This window comes from Erysipelothrix enhydrae (assembly GCF_035066605.1).
Classification (GTDB): domain Bacteria; phylum Bacillota_I; class Bacilli_A; order Erysipelotrichales; family Erysipelotrichaceae; genus Erysipelothrix; species Erysipelothrix amsterdamensis.
On record NZ_CP125807.1, the window covers coordinates 770,559 to 791,031 of the forward strand.

Sequence of the window (20,473 nt, forward strand, 5' to 3'; positions counted from 1 at the left end):
ATATCTAAAGTAAAAGGCACTTTACGTGCCTTAGCCCAGTGGTCTAAGCTGGGATAGAATACTATCATGGAGTCGATATTATTCTATGAGCATGTGCTCTATTTAATAATATAGTGTATAATCGTTATAATATGATGAAGGGATTGTTAATTTTACGTTAAAACGTGATTTATGATACAATGCTTAAATGGAGGAATTGCTATGAGTGAATTAATAAACTTTAGAGATTTTGGTGGATATCCCACTAAAGATGGTCGAAAAATTAAAACAGGTATCTTTTATCGTTCCGGTTCTTATCGTGATTTGACTGAAGAAGACCGTGCTTACGTTAAAACATTAAACATTCAAAATTTACATGATTTTAGAGAACCAACTGAGTTGGATAAGGATGAACGCAAGGAAGGTCTTGCAAAGAATGTTCATGATATATCCGCATCGTTACATCTCGGAGGGTTTGAAGAAGATCCAAGTGTACCTTATACAGTGTTATCTTCGGAGAGTATGATTGAGTTTTACCAAAAATTACCGTTTTCAAACCCCGCTTATCAAAATGTGTTCAAAGTTTTACAAGAAGATGATGCAGTACCTTATCTACATAATTGTACTGCTGGTAAAGACCGAACAGGCGTTGCGACAGCGTTAATCCAATTAGCTCTAGGTATGCATGAAGATGCGATTGTTTATGATTACATGCTTTCTATGGAAGCGTATGACGCAATTTTTGAGAATGAAGTACGTCGTCTTAAAGAAGGACGCACAGTAGAAACATTACTCTATAAAGTTCCAGGGCTCATTATTAAGCCGGGATATCTAAAAAGTGCACTTACAGCTATTATTGAAAAATATGGATCGTATGAAACTTATTTCGAAGCGGAGTATGGACTGGATTCAGAAAAGTTGGAAGCATTGCGCGAACGCTATACTGAACGATAACATAATCTAACATAGTTTTGGAGTATCAATAACACAATTATTTTGTATACTCTAGGTGTAAGAAGAAATCTTACCTGTATGAACCTCTTCTCCAAAATATTCATATCCCCTTATGAATAACAACAACAATAATATTCATACAGAATTCTTTCCCCTTAATATAAAAAAAGCACCCTAGTTCGCTAAGGTGTTTTTTTTATATAAAGATATCATGAACGCGTTCTGTTTCTTCTGAGAATTCATCACGATATTTTTCGGCAATGATCGCTTCGCCTTTTTGAATCGATGCTTGTACATCAATTATGCGTTGGTTTGTTGAACCTCTAAATAGAGCGGCAAGATTTTTTTTCTTGATTAGAAAGCGACCATCAATGAGAATATCAAGTTGTGATAAAAATTTCTGAACATAAGGATCACGATGTCGTAAGAGGGCTTCAAAGGTGTAACCACTATAAGACCATAGATTATATCCTTCTTTTTTTAATCTTTTCGCAATCAAATAGAGTTGCTCAGCCTGTACAAAAGGTTCACCACCAGAAAATGTGACTCGTTTTAAATCAGCTTCTAGAATTTGATTAATAACTTCATCAACCTCAATAAGCTCTCCACCGTCAAAGGGAATTGAGCGTTGATTATGACATCCAGGACAGTTGTGAGGACAGCCCTGTGTAAAAACCACAGAGCGTATCCCCTCACCATCAACTATGGAGTCAGAAATAAAGGAAGCGAGTCTAATCTTCATAACGATGTTTTACACGATCATGTTCTTCAGATCGTTTCGCATCATTAAATCGATCCAAGGTTCCAACAAGGTACCCAGTAATACGTCGAATACGTTCAAACCCATAATCACCATCAGTTTCTAAACGCCCGCAACTAGGGCATTCTTCATTGATAATTCCGGTGAATCCACAAAGTGGATCACGATCGACAGGGTGGTTAATTGCACCATAACCAATTTCGTTATCGTGCATCATACGTACAACTTCCTCAAAGGCTTCAAGGTTTTGAGTAGTATCGCCATCAAGTTCTACGTAGGTGATATGACCACCGTTTGTAAGGGCATGGTACGGTGCCTCAATAGCCAATTTATCTTTGATTGAAATATCATAATAAACAGGAACATGGAATGAATTAGTATAGTATGTTCGGTCAGTCACTTCTGGAATTGATCCGAAAATGGATCGGTCAATGCCAACAAAACGACCTGATAAACCTTCAGCAGGAGTTGCGATTAGCGAGAAGTTTAACTGTTCTTCTTCAGTATACTTATCGGCTGGATCTCGCATAAATCCAACAATCTCAAGTCCAATACGTTGTGATTCTTCACTCTCACCATGGTGTGAGCCTGTGAGCGCTTTTAGACACTCTGCAAGACCAATAAATCCGAAAGCAAGTGAACCGTGTTTCAATACTTTGCGTAAGTTGTCTTTTGGTTTAAGATCCTTTGAATTTTTCCAAACACCCTGACCGAGGAGAAATTTGAAATTCGATACCGATTTATTGCATTGAATTTCGAATCGTTCAAGCAATTGATCTTTAACAAGATCCATGAGATGCTCAAGTTCTTTATAGAACCCATCAAAGTCCGGTTCTTCATGATTAAGAATACCGTGCTTGATTCCAAGTCTTACAAGGTTTATAGAAGTAAAACTTAGGTTACCACGTCCCGTAACTTCTTCATGTTCTGGGTCTGTAACATCGCCCATCACACGTGTACGACAACCCATGTAAGTAATTTCTGTTTCGTAGCGACCATCTTTGTAATATTGTTTATTAAATGGTGAATCGATAAATGAGAAGTTCGGGAAGAGTCGTTTAGCGGATGTTTTGATTGCAAGTTTAAAAAGGTCGTAGTTAGGATCTTCAGGGTAGTAATTAACACCTTCTTTAATCTTAAAAATTGAAATAGGAAAAATAGGGGTTTCACCTTTACCTAGCCCTTTATCGAGTGCTTTGAGGTAGTTCTCCATTACCATTCTTCCTTCTGGACTTATATCAGTTCCGAAGTTAATTGAACTAAAAGGTACTTGTGCACCAGCACGAGAATGCATCGTGTTTAAATTGTGGATAAATGCTTCCATAGCTTGAAATGTAATACGATCGGTTGTTCGTAGTGCTTTATCATAAGCTTTATCAAGCAAGCCCATTAATGTAGCGTCTTTCTTCATCAAAGGTTCAAATGATTGAATATCAACGGTAATTGATGGGAGTTGATCAATATGTTTAATAATTTTATTAAAGTCTACTTCCTCGAGGTGCTCTGTAACTTCTAAAAAATCATATAATTTTTGTTTAAATTGTTTCTTAAATGTTGCAAGTACACCGGGAGCCATATAATAATCAAATGCAGGGATACTTTGTCCACCGTGTTGATCATTTTGGTTTGACTGAATTGCGATTGCTGCAAGTGCAGCGTAAGAAATGATATCTTTCGGCTTACGTAAATGACCGTGTCCTGTAGAAAATCCATTCTCAAATAATTGTTCGAGATTAATTTGATTACATGTTGTAGTTCCCATTGGTAAAAAATCCATATCATGTATATGAATTTGTCCTGCATCATGTGCTTCGTAATAGTCCTCGCTCATTTGATATGCTTTTGCGAATTCTTTAGAGACGGTTGATCCAAACTGCAGCATCATACCCATCGGACTGTTACCATCAACGTTCGCATTCTCACGTTTTGAATCTTCATCAACAGCTTCTTTTTGATTTAACTTCTCAATCGCTTTAAGAAATTTATGTTGTTTTGAGATGAAAATTTTTCGTGATTCATTGCGTCGATTACGGTACTGAGAAAAAGACTCATATACATCGGTATAATTTTGACGGAGAAGTTCACGTTCAATTAAATCCTGAATATGTTCAATGGAAATATAGTCTTCATGTGTCGCGATTTCTTCAATTTGCTTCAAAACCTCCATGTAGACATGATTTGCATCATCATTGGAATATTTATTTGATTCAAGGGAATCAAATCCTTTTTTGATTGCGATTGCAATTTTTTCACCATTAAATTTCATTTTCTGGTTATCACGCTTTAGTATCGTGATTTTTTCTAAGTGTTCTAATCCTTCCATTTTTTTCCTCCTGCAGTGTATCAATCACGGACTTTTATCCATGATTATCTTGTATATCTATCATACATTTAGATGGAAATCTTGCCAAGATGAAAAGGGCCTACAAACGATTAGTACACTACTTCACAAGTAAAAACGTATATTATTTAACGTTTATCATTAGCAATTCAAGAAACATTCATGTTTTTTTAGTTTTTTTTAGGTTATAATGCGTTATGCAGTTTAAAAACGAAGATTATGCAAATATATGATGATTATCATTGTGTGATATAATCAAATTAGAAAGATAGGGGTGACGAAGTGATAATTGTAAGACTAGATCGGGTCATGGCAGATCGTAAAATGACGCTCAAAGAATTGTCTGAACGAACAGGACTTTCTGAAGTGAACCTTTCGAAATTAAAAAACTCTCGTGTCAAGGCGATTCGATTTTCAACATTGAACGCAATTTGCACAGAGTTGAAGTGTCAACCACGGGATATCCTAGAGTTTGTATATGATATCTAGTGGTGAATGGGTGAGGGGTTATCGATTCGTGATACTTATTTAGAACCAAGAGAAGTATCTCTTGGTTTTATTATATAAGGATAGTCTGATTTTTCCGATAATATTATTTGTGTGCCGGTTAGATTCGTGGGAATAAAAGTTGGTATATCATGCGTTGTTTTTGGTATATATAAGAATAAATTGTATTTTGAATGAATATTTGTTAAAATTAGACTAGAAAAGATAGAAAAGGTTGGATATTATGGCAAAAGTATTATTACTAATCATATCTGCGGTTATAATTGTTTTATCTCTATTACAAAGTGGAAAATCAGAAGGATTTACAGGAGCCTTTTCAGGCGGAAAAGGATTAGACTTATTCTCGAACACAAAAGAACGTGGGGCAGAAAAGGTTATATCTAATTTAACGATGGGTGCAGGAATTGTATTCTTCGCTCTTGTTTTGTTTATCCTTAAAACACAAGTATAGGAGAAACCGCTAAAAAGCGGTTTTTATTTTATGAGTAAATATAAAAATTATGAAGCAGTGAAGACTCAATTAGAGTCATTAAAAGAAAAAGTGTTATTAAGTGCGTTTATAGAGAGCGTAGTTGAAAGCAAAAAAATAAATGTTGGTGAAATTGATGAAGTGCTTGAAGAAATGTCTTTAAGTAAAGAGATTGTCATCGATGGGGAAGATCTTTACTATATCGATAATGTGAAGTATGGTATTGGTTCTTTTCGTGTTGTCCGAGAAACGTTCGCTTTTGCGGAAACGATAAGTGATTCGTTTTATATTGGTAAAGACGATTTTAACGGTGCACTCGATATGGATGATGTGCTTTTTGAAATCAAGAGTAATGAAAAACGATTTGGTGTTGTGATTAAATCAGTAAAACGTAATCGCGATGTTATTTTAGGAACGATGAAGAAAGACGGGAAGAAACTATTCTTCATTCCTTATGATAATAAGATTACATTTAAAGTTGAATATGATGCGTTAAATCTTGATTTAAAAGAGAATGATCGTTGTATTGGTCGAATAACTTCCGTTGGGGAACGCATTCATGTAGACATTATTTCAGTATTAGGGCAAGCTGATGAACCAGGGATGGATGTTTTAAGTGTTCTCTTTGTTTACGGTATTGATAACGATTTTAAACAAGAAGTTTTAGACGAGATTAAAAATGTACCTACCGAAATTGATCAAAATGAGACAAAGCACCGTATGGATCACCGCGATCAGTACGTTATTACGATTGATGGTGAGGATGCAAAAGATTTAGATGACGCAATTTATATGGAAGCTTTAAATGGGGGATACCGTCTGTATGTTCATATTGCGGATGTAGGACATTATGTTCAACCGCAAACCGCTTTAGATCAAAGTGCATACGAACGAAGTTCTTCAGTTTATATGGTTGACCGCGTGGTACCAATGCTACCGAAAGAACTCTCAAACGGTATTTGTTCATTACATCCAAATGTGGATCGATTAACAATGACATGCCAAATAGATATTAGCTATGCGGGTGAAGTTATTGACTATAACATCTATGAATCCGTTATTTGTTCTAAACGTCGTATGAGTTATAAAGAAGTAAATACGTCACCAGATCTTGGTGAAGTTCAAGAAATGGTCAGTATGATGCTCGATTGCGCACGACGTCTTCAGTATAAGCGAAACCAAGCAGGTCAAATTGGTTTTGATAGTGCCGAAAGTCAATTTGTAATCGATCATGAAGGAAATGTATTAGATATTTTCTTAAGAGAACGTGGCGAAGCTGAAGAAATGATTGAATCCTTTATGGTTATTGCGAATGAGGTTGTGGCACAACACTGTCGTTACCAATCAATACCTGTACTATATCGAGTTCACGAAGCACCAGACCGTGAAAAGATGCAGGAATTAAGTCATACACTTCGTATTTTAGGGTACCGACTGAAAGGAAATCTTGAAGAAATTCGACCAAAAGAAATTCAAAAAGCATTAAAATTCTTTGAAGGGAAGCCTGAATATCCTGTTGTATCCCGTTTAATGTTGCGATCAATGACCAAAGCTAAGTACAGTCAAGAACCGCTCGGCCATTTTGGACTCGCATTAGAAGACTATACACACTTTACGTCACCGATTCGTCGTTATCCGGATCTATTACTCCACCAACGCATTAAACAATATGCAGTGAAACATGATTTTTCGAAATTAGAAAAAGATGAGCAATTTACGATTGAAGCAGGATTACATGTATCTAAAAAAGAACGCTCGATTTTAGATGCTGAGCGTCAAGTTGAAAAAATTAAGAAAGCTCAATTTATGTCTAACAAAATTGGTGAAGAATATGTTGGCTTTATTAGTGGAATTAGTAATTTTGGAATTTTTGTGGAATTACCAAATACTGTCGAAGGACTTATTCATGTGCGAAATCTAAATGATGATTTCTATACATTTGATGGACCTTCACAAAAAATGATTGGCGAACGTACGGGTAGAACGTATTCGATTGGTCAAAAACTTAAAGTTAAACTTGTTTCGGTCGATGATCTTGAGCATGTTGTGAATTTTGAGATTATTGGTCAGAAGAAAATGAGTCGTCGAAAACCAGATTCAAGAAAGGATGGGTTCAAATCAAAAGACCGTCCGAGTGAGTCAAGAAATACCGATAAGCGAAAGGGGCGAAGAATTAATGACCGTCGTCGCAAAAAATCGTAAAGCATTTCATGAATACTTTATTGAAGATCGTTATGAGGCTGGACTTGTTTTGACGGGTACAGAAATAAAATCTGTTCGTCAAGGCAAAGTCCAGTTAAAAGATGCCTTTATTTCGATCGTGAACGGTGAGGCATTTATTAAAGGAATGCACATCGCGCAGTTTGAACAAGGAAATCGGTTCAATCATGATGAAACGCGCGAACGCAAGTTACTTCTGCATCAGCATGAAATAGAGAAACTTGTTAAAGCGCAACAACTTCAAGGATATACAATCGTTCCTCTAGATCTTCACTTATCACGTGGTCGTGCAAAACTTGAAATTGCAACTGCGAGAGGAAAGCACCTCTTCGACAAACGTCAAGTTGAAAAGGAACGAAGTATAAAAAGAGATATCGAAAAAGCTATGAAACGATAAGAAGCATTTATGCTTCTTTTTTTAGGTGAAGTATCTTTCTCAACAAACTTATAAATGCAATAACGAAAAATATGAATAATTGACTTATTTGGGATTAAGTTGTACTATCTAGATAACACATGGAGGTGTTGATTATGAAACTTTGGATGATAATCTTAGCAATTGTGGTTGTAATTGCATTGTTTGCAATTTCAGCTTACAACGGATTAGTAAAACTTCGTAATATGGTTGAGGAAGCTTTCTCAACAATGGATGTATATTTGAAAAAACGTTACGATTTAATTCCGAACCTTGTAGAAACGGTAAAGGGTTATGCAGGACATGAGAAAGATACACTCGAAAATGTTATTGCGGCTCGTAATAAGGCTGTAAATGCTCAAGGCATGGAAGAACAATTAGCTGCAGAAGGTGATTTAAGCAAGACAATGGGACGCTTATTTGCACTTACCGAAAGTTACCCTGATCTTAAAGCAAATACAAACTTTATGGATTTACAAGGTCAACTTAAAACAATTGAGACAGAAATTGCGCAATCCCGTAAATACTATAACGGTGTAACACGTCAGTATAATACAAAGCGTGAAACATTCCCTACAAATATTTTTGCGAATATGTTTGGATTTGGACGCAAACCTCTTTATGAAGTTGATAATGAGTCAGAACGTCAAAACGTTAAAGTTCAGTTTTAATTGAGGGAGGTTACTCCCTTTTTTTATAAGGAGGATTATTTTATGAAACGCATAAAACAGTTGTTATTTATTATGGTGTTAGCTTTAACACTTTTCATAACTCCTTTATCGGCAAATGAGACAAAGAGCAATGCAGTGAGTTTACCCGACCCAACTTCTTCAGATATTCAGAATCATTATAAGGATTATGGATTTCCAGTAGTTGGGGAATCATTTGATATTACTATGGATGTTAAAGAAGATGGTCGCATAAATATCAATATTGTCTTGGATGCATATTTCCACGAGCCAAGACAAGGGATTTTTGTAACAATTTCCGACCGTTATAATGATTATGACTTTGGCGAAGGAAAAAAAGATTATGTTTTCCCAACATCCGACATCCGAGTGAAGAATCGTGAGGTTGATATTGATCATAATAGTGATGGAGCTGTATTAAAAATTGGGACACCTGGGAAATATCTAGAAGGTTCTCAACAATTTGAATTTTCATATGTCGTTAATACAAGAGACTTGGAATTATCTCGAGGCGATCTGTTATATCAGAATTTAATTACAAAAAATTGGGATTTCCCAATGATGAAAACATCATTCAAAATCCAAATGCCGAAGGAATTTGAATCGAACCCAAAATTTTACGCAACAAGTGATAATTTGCCTGTGAACTATAGAGTAGATGGAACGACAATTACTGGATCATTTGACCAACCTCTTTATAAGCAGGCTTTAACGGTTTGGTTAGATTTACCACACAATTATTTTGAATTTCCTGTTTTTGATAAAACACCAATCACGGTGACAATTTCAGGAATTCTCGCTCTCATTATTTCTGTTCTTTTCCTAAAATATGGACGTGAGTATCCTGTTGTGGAGACGGTAGAATTCAGTGCACCTTATGGTTTATCAAGTGCTGAAATAGGGTATGTTTATCGTGGCTATTCAAAATCTAACGATATTGTTTCTTTAATTATTTATTGGGCTTCAAAAGGTTACCTAACGATTGAAGAGTTGGATGAAAAAGGAACTAACATTAAGTTAACTAAGATTGCTGAGTTATCAGATGTACGAAATCGCGAAGAGTTGCGTGTATTTAATGCGCTCTTTAAAAATAGAGAAGAAGTAACTACAAAAGAACTCAATACGAAATTTGGTAATGTGATTAGCAATGCCACAGCGTCTTTATCTTTAAGATTTAGACAAAACAAAGAGGAACGTGTTTTTTCAAGAAAATCTATAGTCTTGAAATCTATTGGAATGTTTTTAGCGCCAATTGGTATTTCAATTGTATTAGCATCTGTCGGATATGCACGTATGGGAATTGAAGATGATGCTTATATCTTTGGAATTATGGGCTACGGTCTTTTTATGGTTTTAGGTATTTTCGGATATTATGCTACATCTTTTGACGGTGTTGCAGGTACTCGTAAACCCAAAAGCATGTCGATCTTGTTTATTGTTATTAGTGCAATCGCGACAGTTGCTTTAACCTTTGCGACTGGATGGGGTTTTAAAAATCCGATTCCAATGCTCTTAGCTTACATATTTTATTTAGTAAGTGTTGTGAGTGTTGCAAATATGGGGCGAAGAACTCAGATTGGTTCTGAGTGGTACGGACAAATTTTAGGACTCAAGCGGTTTATTGAAGTCGCTGAACAAAGTAGAATTGAAGCGTTAGTTGAAGAGACTCCCGAAATATTCTATGACATTCTCCCTTATGCATATGTACTTGGGGTCACAGATGTTTGGTCAAAGAAATTTGAGTCAATTGCCATTCAACAACCTGACTGGTATATTTCGTCTCAACCTAATTTCACATCCTACTATATGTGGCATTCATTGAGCCGTTCGATGAATACCTTACAATCATCAATGGTTTCAATCCCAGCTCCTACCGCTTCATCGGGCGGAGGTGGCTCATTTGGGTCCGGCGGCGGTGGCGGCGGATTCTCCGGTGGTGGATTTGGTGGAACTGGTGGCGGAAGCTGGTAAAGGCATCTCAAAAGAGATGCTTTTTTCTTTATATTCAGGAAATTGAAATATAAGGTATAATATTAGTATTGAACATAGGGGGTTACGATGGATTTTTTTAAAGGTTACAAATTCAAAACGATAATTGCAATTTTTTTTAAATTTATTGAAGCCGTTTTTGAATTGTTTTTACCATTACTAATGGTAAAATTAATTGATGTCGGTATCGCAGGAAATGACTTGAAATACATTTATAAAATAAGCGGATACATGTTTCTATTCACGATATTAGGTTATATGTCTTCAATTGTCTGTCAATATTTGGCATCTCAAATTTCACAGCAAGTTGGGGGTCGTATTCGTCTTTCGTTGTTTGAAAAAATTAACACTCTGTCTCTTGGAGACACAAATTTATTTTCAAGTTCAATGTTGACAACTCGTGTTACAACTGATGTTAATCAAATTCAGGAAATGATTGCTAAGACAATTCGTCTAGCAGTTCGAGCTCCGATGATCATGTTAGGGAGCTTGTACGCGCTCTACCAACTTAGCCCAATGTTAGGCAAACAGTTAATGATCGCTCTTCCTCTTTTCCTTCTTGTTGTAGGCCTATTTATGAGGTTCTCAATGGTTTATCATCTCGATGCACAGACAACACTTGATCAAGTTGGTCATAAGGTTAAAGAATACTTAAGTGGTGTTAGAATTGTTCGTGCGTTTTCCCAAACTGATCGTGAAATTGAAAATTTTAAAAACCGTAATAATCTGTTAGAACAGAAGCAATTAAAGGTAGGATTTGTATCAACACTTTCGAGTCCCTTGACTTCTTTTATGATGAATTTGGTACTTGTTGTTCTCGTCTATTCGGGCGCCCTACAAATCAATGAGGGAATGATGACGCAAGGGCAAATGGTGGCAGTTATAAACTATTGTACTCAACTTGTCATGACCCTCATCGTTTTTATGAATTTGGTTATGATTTTTGCGAGAGGGTATACTTCAAAGAAAAGAGTTAATGAGATTCTCCATCTAGAGCCAACAATGGATGTATCTGGAGAAACGATTCTTTCGGAGGGACCGATAAAAATTGAATTTCAAAATGTTTCGTTTGCGTATCCCCATACAAATCGCAAAATATTAAAGAATATTAATTTGAAAATCAATCCAAATGAGACTTTAGGAATAATTGGTCTTACTGGGAGTGGAAAAAGTAGTTTGGTAAAATTACTACCTCGATTATACGATGTAAGTGAAGGAACCCTTAAAATTAATGATAAAGATATAACATCTTATTCTGTTGCCTCACTACGTAATCGGATAGGTTATGTATCCCAAAGTGCTTCATTTTTGAGTGTGACGATGGAAGATAATATCCAAATGGGTCAAGAGAGTGATGCTGTGAAGGCATTAGAACATGCCGAGGGGAAAGAGTTACTGGAAAAGGGATTAGATGTAAAAGTTCAAGAGAGAGGGACAAACTTCTCGGGTGGTCAACGTCAACGACTGAGTATTGCGCGAGCACTTGCCAAAAAACCGAGTCTGTTGATTTTTGATGACTCATTCAGTGCTCTCGATTATCTCACGGATAAACGACTTCGTGAGAATTTAGAACGTTATTATGCACAAAGCACTAAAATCATTATCAGCCAGAGAACAAGTTCGGTTATGAACGCAGAAAGTATTATTGTTATTGATAATGGAACAATTATTGCACAAGGAAGCCATGAATCGCTTCTGGAAAGTTGCGATTTATATCAACGCATCTACGCATTGCAAGAGGAGGATACACATGAAGAAAAATAGAAAACTACTCCTATCTTGCATTCTAGCAAGTATCATCTCAAGCATTGCTTTAGTGATCACACCCTATTTTCTTGGTAAAGCAATTGATGGCATGGTGGGATACCAAAATGTTGATCTAAAATATGCGATTGAAATGTTAAGTTATACAGCGATTGCTTATATGATTCACTTCATACTAAGTTGGGCAACCAATCGCATGGCAAATCGTTTTTCTGTTCGATTTGTTTCGGATTTAAGGTCAAAACTCATGCATAAAGTCACGAGCTTACCAATCTCTTTTATCGATCAGCACGCACAGGGTGATATTCAAAATTTGTTTGTAATGGACAGCGAACTTATTATTGATGGGCTTTATCTCTTGTTAACTCAGTTTCTAGGAGGGGTTTTTGTTGTTTTAGTAGCGGCGTTTTATATGATTCGCATAAATATTGTGATGAGTCTCGTCGTGTTTGTGATGGTTCCGATTGTCTACTTTACTTCTAAAGTGATTTCGCGAAAATCGTATGGATACTTTCAACAACAACAGGAACTTTCGGGAAAGCTTAGTGGTAGAACATCTGAATTTGTTGACAATTACCAGTTAATTCTTACAAGTAATTATCAAGACCAGGCAATCCGCGAATTTTCGTTCATCAATGAATCACTAAATAAAGTAGGTGAAAAAGCACAGTTTATGTCGGCCCTCACAAATCCTACAACACGATTAATGAATAATTTATCTTATGTATTATTAGGATTAACAGGTGCTTTTGGTGTATTGAATAATACATTAACAATTGGACTTATGACAAGTTTCCTAAGTTATTCAATGATGTTCTCTAAACCATTCAATGAGTTTAGTGCGATTATTTCGCAAATAATTGCTGCTAAGGCGAGTTATGGGCGTTTACAAAAAATTCTTGATGAAGAAAATCAAATTGATTGTGAACATGAAGAAAAATTAGAAGGTAAAACTGTTGCTTTTGAAAATGTAAACTTCTCATATGATGGAAAGAATACAATTATTGAAAACTTAAGTTTGAATATCAAGCCTTTAAGTAAGGTCGCAATTGTCGGTCCTATAGGAGCTGGTAAATCTACGATGTTAAATCTATTGATGCGTTATTACGATGTGGATTCAGGATCAATCTTAATTGACAACTTAAAAGTGGATGAAGTTTCTCGTGCAAGCATTCGTCATACAATGTCAATCGTTTTACAGGATCCATGGTTATTTGAAGGAACCATTCGTGACAACATTTCCTATGGAAATGCAATGGCGACAGAAGAAGAAATTGTGCGTGCTGCAAAACAAGCAGGATGTCATGAATATATTATTTCACTCGATGATGGATATGACACTCGCGTCACCTCTGGATCCAAAAATATGTCATTGGGTCAAAAGCAACTCATCACGATTGCTCGAGCTCTGTTAGTCGATGTTCCGATAATTATCCTGGATGAAGCGACCAGTAGTGTCGATGTCGTTACAGAACGACATATTCAAAACGTGTTCACTCAAATTATGAAATCGCACACAACGTTTTTTGTAGCTCATAGACTCTCAACTGTTACGGATTCGGATATGATTCTAGTAATGAAATCTGGAAGACTCGTAGAACAAGGTACCCATCAGGAACTTATGGAACTTAAAGGGTTTTACCATGAACTTTACATGAGTCAATACTGATGTGAAGTTATGTGACAATCTAATGAATATATTTAATAAAAACACAAAATATGGTATTCTTATAGACAGTCATGAATATTCACCGATAGCGTGATATAATTAGTGAGAATAAGGAGGTTCTTATGCCATTTGCCTTAATAACATTTCAATCAATCATCAATAGTTTAAAGGCTATCGTAGACTTTTCAATTATTTGGGTTTTGGTTTATTACATTTTGAGAATTGTTAGAAATAATTCTCGAACTGTTCAGATTTTCAAAGGAATCGTATTAATCATTGCGATGCGCTTTGTTGCTCATAAACTAAGCCTCACTACATTAAAAGCTCTACTCGATCTATTGATTCAATATGGATTCTTAGTCGTAGTCATTATTTTTGTGCCGGAAATCCGAGCTATGTTGGAAAGACTCGGAAAAACATCCGTTTTTTCAGCACTCCATTCTTTATCCGGTAATGAGAAAGAAAAACTTGTGGATGAACTCGTTGATGCAGCAACCGTGCTTGCAGAACGAAAAACAGGTGCACTTATTACACTCGAACAAGGTCACTCTTTAGCAGATTATATTAAAACGGGTACACCAATTAATTCATCCGTTACCTCGGAACTCTTATGTTCTATTTTTGTTACGTCGACACCGCTCCATGATGGTGCAGTAATAATACAAGGGGATCGCATTGCATGCGCGTCAGCTTATTTCCCTCCGACTGCTCAAGATTTACCAACTCGCTATGGTGCGCGTCACCGTGCTGCGATTGGGTTAAGTGAAGTTACAGACTCAGTAACAATTATTGTATCCGAAGAAACGGGAACAATTTCGATTGCTGAAGGTGGAAAACTTCGAGAAATGGATGCTGCAAGCTTACGAGAATACCTCAATCTTCTAATCCAAAATAGCGAAAAAGAAGTAAGTCAGAGTTTAGGTGCTCATCGTAAACAACGTAAATTTAATTTATCAAAATTAAACGTTGATCCAATTAAAATTGAGAAGGTTGATAGTTCGGATTTAAACCTTAAATCGACGGAACCTACAGAAACAAATGTGGAAAAGCGAGACTTTTCAAAATTAATGGGTATCTTCAAGAAGACACCTAAGGATGCTGATACAAAAGATAAGTCAACAGAGAACGTACAAGACTTAACAAGCAATCAAGATCATTCGTCACAGGATGAAGATTCAAAAACATCCGATGTTGAGGAACCAGTAACGATCGTAGATGATACGAATTCATCAGAGAAACTAAACGATGAAGGAGGTGAGCCAAATGAGTCCGAAGAAAGATAAGAAAAATAAGAAATTTGATTCTGAGGATAAACTTGAGCTTGCACAGATTATCGCAGAAAGATCCGAAAAAATTACGAATTTAACCGAATCGATTGGAGATGCATTCCTTCGAGTACTTCGTTGGTTAAGTGCATGGTTTGACCGAATTCTCTTTAATCCACGTCACGCTAAACTCGTGGCATTCGCAGTTGCATTACTTATTTATTTTGCATTCAATGTATCTGCATCCACGCCATCTCCAGTAAATCAAGCTCGTCAAATTCCAGATGTCCCAGTTGTTGTAAAGTATAACTCTGAGATGTATGAAGTTGTAGATTTTGATGAGAAAGTTGATGTCATCGTATTTGGGGATTATAGTGATATTTCAATGGTAAACCCTCAAAATGATCTTAAAGTCGAATTAGATTTGAGTGGCCTTGCAGAAGGAACACATCAAGTTAACTACAAAACAAATATAACGTCAGCTCGTATTCGAACAACAATTACACCGGCTTCTGCTAATGTAACGATTCGAATCAAAGAAGCAAAACGTATGACGTTAAGTACTGAATTCGTTAACCAAAACAAACTTGGAAGCCAATATGTATTGGGTACGCCAGAGTTAGAGACACAAGATGTAACGATTAAAGCGTCGAAAGAAACAATGTCACAAGTAGCATTCGTAAAAGCATTAATTGATGTTAGTGGCCAAACTGAACAGTTTACTACTGACGCAGAAATCGTAGCTTATAACCAACAAGGTGAACGTTTAACGACGGTGGATGTATTGCCGAAAACAGTTAAAGCGAAGGTAGATGTAACATCACCTAATAAAACAGTTCCGATTAAGCCAGTTTTCCAAGGAGATATTCCAGAAGGTAAGGCGATTGCATCGTTATCAATGGATAACGAAGCGATGACAATTTACGCCCAACAATCGGTTCTTGATAGTATTGAAGAAATTAAAGTTCCAATTCAAGCGAGTGGTCTCACAAAAGATACGAAACTCGTTCATAACATTAGCCTTCCATCCGGAGTTCGTCATGGTACAGTTTCAAAAGTAAACTTTGATATCAAGCTCGGCGAGGGTGAAACTAAGAAATTTGACGATATTCCAATTCTATTTGTACACAATGTTAATCAGTTGAAGATTTCACCAGGCACATCTGGCGATCAAAAAACAGCAACAACGACATCATTAGAAGTATTTGGAACCAAAGAAAATATTGAAAAATTCAAACCTGAAAACGTTAAAGTATATATTGATATGCGTGACATTGAACCAGGTGATAATCAAGAGGTTAAACTCTATGTAGAATACAACGATCCAACATCGTCTCTCTACACAGTAAAATCAACAAAAGAAACAGCTGTATTTAGTTTTAGAAAATAAGAGGTAAGTATTTATGGGTAAGTATTTTGGAACGGACGGACTTCGCGGTAAAGCGAATGATGCTCTAAGTTTGGATATTGCAATTAAAGTGGGACAATACTTAGGTTACTCGTTTAGAGGTGAGAAGATTGTAGTTGGACAAGACACACGACTTTCTTCAGGTATGTTTGCAAGTGCAATTGCTGCAGGAGCAACATCTATGGGTGCTGATGTATATCTACTTGGTGTTTGTGCTACTCCAGCACTTGCATACGCAGTTAAAAACGAAGGGTTCGCAGGTGGTGTAATGATTTCCGCGAGTCATAATCCTTACTACGATAATGGCTTAAAATGCTTTGCTTCGACAGGTATGAAAATATCTGCAGATCTAGAAGAGAAAATTGAAGCGTACATTGATGGTGAAATATCCATCGATGTTGCGCACAGTAATGAAATTGGACGTGTTGTGGAATTTCCGGAAGGATTGGAAACATACATTCAATATCTTGAATCTCTAATCGATGTGCGTTTTGATGGTTTAAACGTCGTCCTCGATACGGCAAATGGCTCGGCTGTTTCTTCCGCTGAACGTCTCTTTAAAGATTTAGGTGCTTGTGTGACAGTTATGAATAACAATCCTGATGGACGCAATATTAATACTGAGTGTGGTTCAACACATCCGGAGTCACTTCAAGCAAAAGTAGTTGAAATGGGTGCAGATATGGGATTTGCATTTGATGGTGACGCAGATCGCTGTCTTGCAGTAAATCATAAAGGCGAGATGGTTGATGGTGACGAAATCTTGTTTATTCTTGGTCGTTTCTTCAAATCGGAAAAGCAACTTAAAGAAGATACGATTGTATCAACCGTCATGGCTAATTTAGGATTCTTGAAATCCTGTCAAAAATCAGGTTTGAATGTAATTACAACAGATGTTGGTGATAAACATGTTTACGCATCAATGAATGAGAATGATTACAAACTTGGTGGAGAACAATCTGGACATATTATACTGAAGGATTATGCGACGACAGGTGATGGCGTGTTGACTGCACTTGTTATTGCAGAAATAGCATCAAAAGCTGGAAAAACACTAGCAGAACTCGGTTCGGAATGTATTCGATTCCCGCAACTACTTCAAAATGTTCCTGTTAATGATAAACAAGCAGTTATGAATCATGACGCTGTAAAAGAAGCTGAGAATCGCATTCATCGCGAATTGGGTGATGAAGGGCGATTACTTCTTAGACCGTCAGGTACAGAACCGCTTGTCCGCGTCATGGTAGAAGCACAAACAGATGATTTGTGTGAACACTATGTCAATGATATGATTAATGTAATCAATAACATTGAGTAAGGGTGATAATATGAAATATGTGATCAGTATTGTAGAAGATGAAAAAGATTTAAATGAACTTGTAAAGAGTTATTTAGAAAACGCTGGTTATGAAGTCCGCTCTTATTACACATATGATGAAGCGAATGCCCATGTTCAGGATGACGATGTTCATCTTTGGATTTTGGATATTATGCTTGATGATAAGAGTGGTTTTGACTTGATTGAACGCATTAAAATGCATTCGCCTGCAACTCCGGTAATCTTTATGTCTGCACGAGATAAAGAATTTGATCGAATTATTGGTTTGGAAAAGGGTAGTGATGATTATATTACGAAACCTTTCTCACCAAAAGAATTAGTGCTGCGGGTTAATAACATTATTAAGCGTTCTTATAATCAAGACCTTCAAACGGAAGTTGATGGTTATGTCATTGATGAGAAACAGCGTAAAGCGAGCAAAGATGGCTATGAACTTGAACTTACAACAAAAGAGTTTGATCTCTTAATGCTTTTCGTCAAAAATAGAGGTGTTGCCTTTACGCGTGAACAGATTTTAGTTCATGTTTGGGAAACCAATTATTTTGGGTCGGATCGAGTTGTAGATGATACCTTAAGACGTCTTCGAAAAAAAATGCCTGGTCTTAATATACAAACAATATACGGATTCGGATATCGTCTTGGATGATGAGAAATATTCGTGAGTTTATAAGAAAGCTATCGTTAACACAGCAATTAATTGCAATTGTTGTTTTTACCTTTGCTTTCTTTTTAGTATTCTTTTTTGGAGCATTATCTTTAAATATCGATAAGTTTGTTGATAAGCAAATGTACGACTTAATCCATCGAACACAACAGAATGTTATTTATAACTATAAACGTGGGTTGGATGATGTCGATTTATATGGAGCAAATGATCCGAATATTATCCATGTTATTCGAAATAAAGACGGTAGTATAAAATCAAATGGTTTAAGTCTCATCAATGTGGATTTACTAAAACAAGTTAAGATTCAAATGGATGCAGTGGAGCTCGAACAAAGCATTAACTACCGATTTAAAGATAGCAGTCTTTATACCATTACAAATATCCCGGATAAACAAGCGAGTATTGCAACTTTAATTTCTAGAAATTATCAGAACGAATTTAAATCGTTATTATTAAACAATGTTATTAATATGATTTTGATAATTATTGGTGTTGTTTTCTTATTATTACTTGTTTGGGTTAGTTATATTATTCATCCATTAAACCAAATCCGTGCGTATATTGAGAAAATAAAGCGAAACGAAGATGCAGAATTAAATATTGAACGTCATGATGAAATTGGTGAGCTGGCAGATGTGTTAGTTGAGATGAACGAGGAATTGAAGCGCCAAGAGCGTGTTAAAGAAGAAATGATTCAAAACATATCACATGATCTTAAAACACCGATAGCGACGATTAAATCGTACAGTGAAGCGATCAAAGATGGTGTTTATCCTTACGAGACGCTTGAGAAGTCAGTTGATGTCATTATTCAACATGCAGATCGTTTAGAGAAGAAAGTTTATAATCTATTGATGTTGAATCGAATGGATTACATGACTCATGAACAAATCGATCAGAATAGTAATATAGAGTTGAAAGAAACGATAGAGTCGGTAATAGTTTCTTCAAGTCAAATAAGACCAGAAATCGAACTAATTCTAAATGCCGAAGAACACAATGTATTTTTTGGTACAGAGGAGCCGTGGCGGGTTGTTGTTGAGAATCTTCTCGATAATTCTTTACGATACGCTAAGACAAAGATTATTATCACATTAAAAGATAATTACCTATCGGTATATAATGATGGATCGATAATCAATGAAAATAGAACAGAACAGATTTTTAATGCTTATGAAAAAGGTGAGGGTGGTCAATTTGGACTGGGACTCTCAATCGTTAATAAAGTCGCAACGAATTATGGTTATTCAGTAAGTGCTTCAAACGTTGACGAAGGCGTTATATTTGAAATTAGAAAGGCAGGAATTTAAATGAAACAAAAAATTGATTCACGAATTGCAGTATTAATTGATGCAGAAAACGTTCCATATGCTAATATTGGGGGCGTATTACGAGAAGTTGCTCGTTATGGTACACCTACAGTAAAAAGAATCTACGGTGATTGGACAAAACAAACTGCTTCAGGATGGAAAAGTCATTTGCTGGAACATGCAATCACTCCCATCCAACAATACTCTTATACAACTGGAAAAAACTCATCAGATTCCGCAATGATTATTGATGCGATGGATATTCTGTATGAAGGAAATGTTGAATCATTCTGTATTGTCTCTTCAGACAGTGATTTTACGCGCCTTGCAGTGCGTTTAAGGGAAGCAGGGAAGTATGTCATCGGAATTGGCGAACAGAAGACTCCAAGCGCTTTTATCGCATCCTGTGACAAGTTTATTTATATTGAAATTATCGATCTTGTCGAAACTGAAAATGTCGACTCCAAAACAAAACTCTCTGTAGACAAAAAGAATAAGTTGCACCAACTCATTGCATCCTCAGTTAATGACCTCGCAGATGATAATGGTTATGTATTTATGGGTGATTTAGGAAATTTAATTATGAAAAAACAACCGGATTTTGATCCGCGAAACTATGGATATTATCAATTAACACCGCTGATCAAAGCATTAGGACAATTCGACATCGATGAAAGACGGATTCCAAATAGTAATGTTAAACATGTGTACATCCGAAACAAATAGTT

17 protein-coding genes are annotated in these 20,473 nt (G+C 36.2%); 15 read left to right on the forward strand and 2 right to left on the reverse strand.

Annotated features, from left to right (window positions below):
- The first annotated feature begins 201 nt into the window (after positions 1–201).
- Positions 202–933, forward strand: a complete 732-nt coding sequence (locus LLS04_RS03840) for a tyrosine-protein phosphatase (protein WP_323612020.1) — start codon at positions 202–204, stop codon at positions 931–933.
- Between the two features lie 196 nt (positions 934–1,129).
- Here LLS04_RS03840 and nrdG read toward each other — a convergent pair whose 3' ends face one another.
- Positions 1,130–1,675 carry an anaerobic ribonucleoside-triphosphate reductase activating protein gene (gene nrdG / locus LLS04_RS03845; protein WP_323612021.1) on the reverse strand — a complete coding sequence of 182 codons (546 nt, stop codon included), beginning with the start codon at positions 1,673–1,675 and terminating at the stop codon, positions 1,130–1,132.
- Positions 1,665–4,016 (reverse strand): anaerobic ribonucleoside triphosphate reductase, encoded by a 2,352-nt coding sequence (locus LLS04_RS03850; RefSeq protein ID WP_323612022.1) that lies wholly within the window; start codon positions 4,014–4,016, stop codon positions 1,665–1,667. The genes nrdG and LLS04_RS03850 overlap by 11 nt, the downstream gene beginning before the upstream one ends.
- 300 nt (positions 4,017–4,316) lie before the next feature.
- On the opposite strand from LLS04_RS03850, the gene LLS04_RS03855 reads away from it, so the two are divergent.
- The 14 genes from LLS04_RS03855 to LLS04_RS03920 all read left to right on the forward strand — a co-directional run bounded on the left by LLS04_RS03855 (position 4,317) and on the right by LLS04_RS03920 (position 20,471).
- Positions 4,317–4,523, forward strand: a complete 207-nt coding sequence (locus LLS04_RS03855; RefSeq protein WP_013852454.1) for a helix-turn-helix domain-containing protein — start codon at positions 4,317–4,319, stop codon at positions 4,521–4,523.
- Between the two features lie 241 nt (positions 4,524–4,764).
- Positions 4,765–4,992 carry a preprotein translocase subunit SecG gene (gene secG, locus LLS04_RS03860; protein ID WP_003775940.1) on the forward strand — a complete coding sequence of 76 codons (228 nt, stop codon included), beginning with the start codon at positions 4,765–4,767 and terminating at the stop codon, positions 4,990–4,992.
- A 30-nt stretch (positions 4,993–5,022) separates the two neighbouring features.
- Positions 5,023–7,212: a ribonuclease R gene (gene rnr, locus LLS04_RS03865; RefSeq protein WP_323612024.1), complete on the forward strand. Its 2,190-nt coding sequence runs from the start codon at positions 5,023–5,025 to the stop codon at positions 7,210–7,212.
- Positions 7,187–7,627, forward strand: coding sequence for an SsrA-binding protein SmpB (smpB, locus tag LLS04_RS03870; RefSeq protein ID WP_323612026.1), 441 nt, complete (start codon positions 7,187–7,189; stop codon positions 7,625–7,627). Before rnr ends, smpB begins: the two co-directional genes overlap by 26 nt.
- Positions 7,628–7,761: 134 nt before the next feature.
- A complete protein-coding gene (locus tag LLS04_RS03875) occupies positions 7,762–8,316 on the forward strand; it encodes a LemA family protein (RefSeq protein WP_013852455.1) in 555 nt (184 codons plus the stop codon).
- Positions 8,317–8,358: 42 nt separating this feature from the next.
- Entirely contained in the window at positions 8,359–10,305 is a 1,947-nt protein-coding gene (locus tag LLS04_RS03880; RefSeq protein WP_323612029.1) for a DUF2207 domain-containing protein, read from the forward strand.
- 87 nt (positions 10,306–10,392) lie between these two features.
- A complete protein-coding gene (locus tag LLS04_RS03885; protein ID WP_323612031.1) occupies positions 10,393–12,087 on the forward strand; it encodes an ABC transporter ATP-binding protein in 1,695 nt (564 codons plus the stop codon).
- On the forward strand, positions 12,074–13,756 hold the full coding sequence (locus LLS04_RS03890; protein ID WP_323612034.1) for an ABC transporter ATP-binding protein: 1,683 nt from the start codon (positions 12,074–12,076) through the stop codon (positions 13,754–13,756). The genes LLS04_RS03885 and LLS04_RS03890 overlap by 14 nt, the downstream gene beginning before the upstream one ends.
- A 122-nt stretch (positions 13,757–13,878) precedes the next feature.
- Complete coding sequence (gene cdaA, locus LLS04_RS03895; RefSeq protein WP_323612036.1) at positions 13,879–15,039, forward strand: diadenylate cyclase CdaA; 1,161 nt, start codon at positions 13,879–13,881, stop codon at positions 15,037–15,039.
- A complete protein-coding gene (locus LLS04_RS03900; RefSeq protein ID WP_003775925.1) occupies positions 15,020–16,411 on the forward strand; it encodes a CdaR family protein in 1,392 nt (463 codons plus the stop codon). Before cdaA ends, LLS04_RS03900 begins: the two co-directional genes overlap by 20 nt.
- A 13-nt stretch (positions 16,412–16,424) precedes the next feature.
- On the forward strand, positions 16,425–17,747 hold the full coding sequence (gene glmM, locus LLS04_RS03905) for a phosphoglucosamine mutase (protein WP_323612038.1): 1,323 nt from the start codon (positions 16,425–16,427) through the stop codon (positions 17,745–17,747).
- A 10-nt stretch (positions 17,748–17,757) separates the two neighbouring features.
- Positions 17,758–18,414: a response regulator transcription factor gene (locus tag LLS04_RS03910; protein WP_003775921.1), complete on the forward strand. Its 657-nt coding sequence runs from the start codon at positions 17,758–17,760 to the stop codon at positions 18,412–18,414.
- Entirely contained in the window at positions 18,411–19,745 is a 1,335-nt protein-coding gene (locus LLS04_RS03915) for a sensor histidine kinase (protein WP_323612039.1), read from the forward strand. The genes LLS04_RS03910 and LLS04_RS03915 overlap by 4 nt, the downstream gene beginning before the upstream one ends.
- Positions 19,746–20,471, forward strand: a complete 726-nt coding sequence (locus LLS04_RS03920) for an NYN domain-containing protein (protein WP_254007128.1) — start codon at positions 19,746–19,748, stop codon at positions 20,469–20,471.
- Positions 20,472–20,473: the final 2 nt, after the last annotated feature.

Bases quoted from the DNA above. Each gene is read 5' to 3' on its own strand.
- LLS04_RS03840 (WP_323612020.1), top strand. From the start codon at position 202: ATGAGTGAATTAATAAACTTTAGAGATTTTGGTGGATATCCCACTAAA.
- nrdG (WP_323612021.1), bottom strand. From the start codon at position 1,675: ATGAAGATTAGACTCGCTTCCTTTATTTCTGACTCCATAGTTGATGGT.
- LLS04_RS03850 (WP_323612022.1), bottom strand. From the start codon at position 4,016: ATGGAAGGATTAGAACACTTAGAAAAAATCACGATACTAAAGCGTGAT.
- secG (WP_003775940.1), top strand. From the start codon at position 4,765: ATGGCAAAAGTATTATTACTAATCATATCTGCGGTTATAATTGTTTTA.
- rnr (WP_323612024.1), top strand. From the start codon at position 5,023: ATGAGTAAATATAAAAATTATGAAGCAGTGAAGACTCAATTAGAGTCA.
- smpB (WP_323612026.1), top strand. From the start codon at position 7,187: ATGACCGTCGTCGCAAAAAATCGTAAAGCATTTCATGAATACTTTATT.
- LLS04_RS03875 (WP_013852455.1), top strand. From the start codon at position 7,762: ATGAAACTTTGGATGATAATCTTAGCAATTGTGGTTGTAATTGCATTG.
- LLS04_RS03880 (WP_323612029.1), top strand. From the start codon at position 8,359: ATGAAACGCATAAAACAGTTGTTATTTATTATGGTGTTAGCTTTAACA.
- LLS04_RS03885 (WP_323612031.1), top strand. From the start codon at position 10,393: ATGGATTTTTTTAAAGGTTACAAATTCAAAACGATAATTGCAATTTTT.
- LLS04_RS03890 (WP_323612034.1), top strand. From the start codon at position 12,074: ATGAAGAAAAATAGAAAACTACTCCTATCTTGCATTCTAGCAAGTATC.
- cdaA (WP_323612036.1), top strand. From the start codon at position 13,879: ATGCCATTTGCCTTAATAACATTTCAATCAATCATCAATAGTTTAAAG.
- LLS04_RS03900 (WP_003775925.1), top strand. From the start codon at position 15,020: ATGAGTCCGAAGAAAGATAAGAAAAATAAGAAATTTGATTCTGAGGAT.
- glmM (WP_323612038.1), top strand. From the start codon at position 16,425: ATGGGTAAGTATTTTGGAACGGACGGACTTCGCGGTAAAGCGAATGAT.
- LLS04_RS03910 (WP_003775921.1), top strand. From the start codon at position 17,758: ATGAAATATGTGATCAGTATTGTAGAAGATGAAAAAGATTTAAATGAA.
- LLS04_RS03915 (WP_323612039.1), top strand. From the start codon at position 18,411: ATGATGAGAAATATTCGTGAGTTTATAAGAAAGCTATCGTTAACACAG.
- LLS04_RS03920 (WP_254007128.1), top strand. From the start codon at position 19,746: ATGAAACAAAAAATTGATTCACGAATTGCAGTATTAATTGATGCAGAA.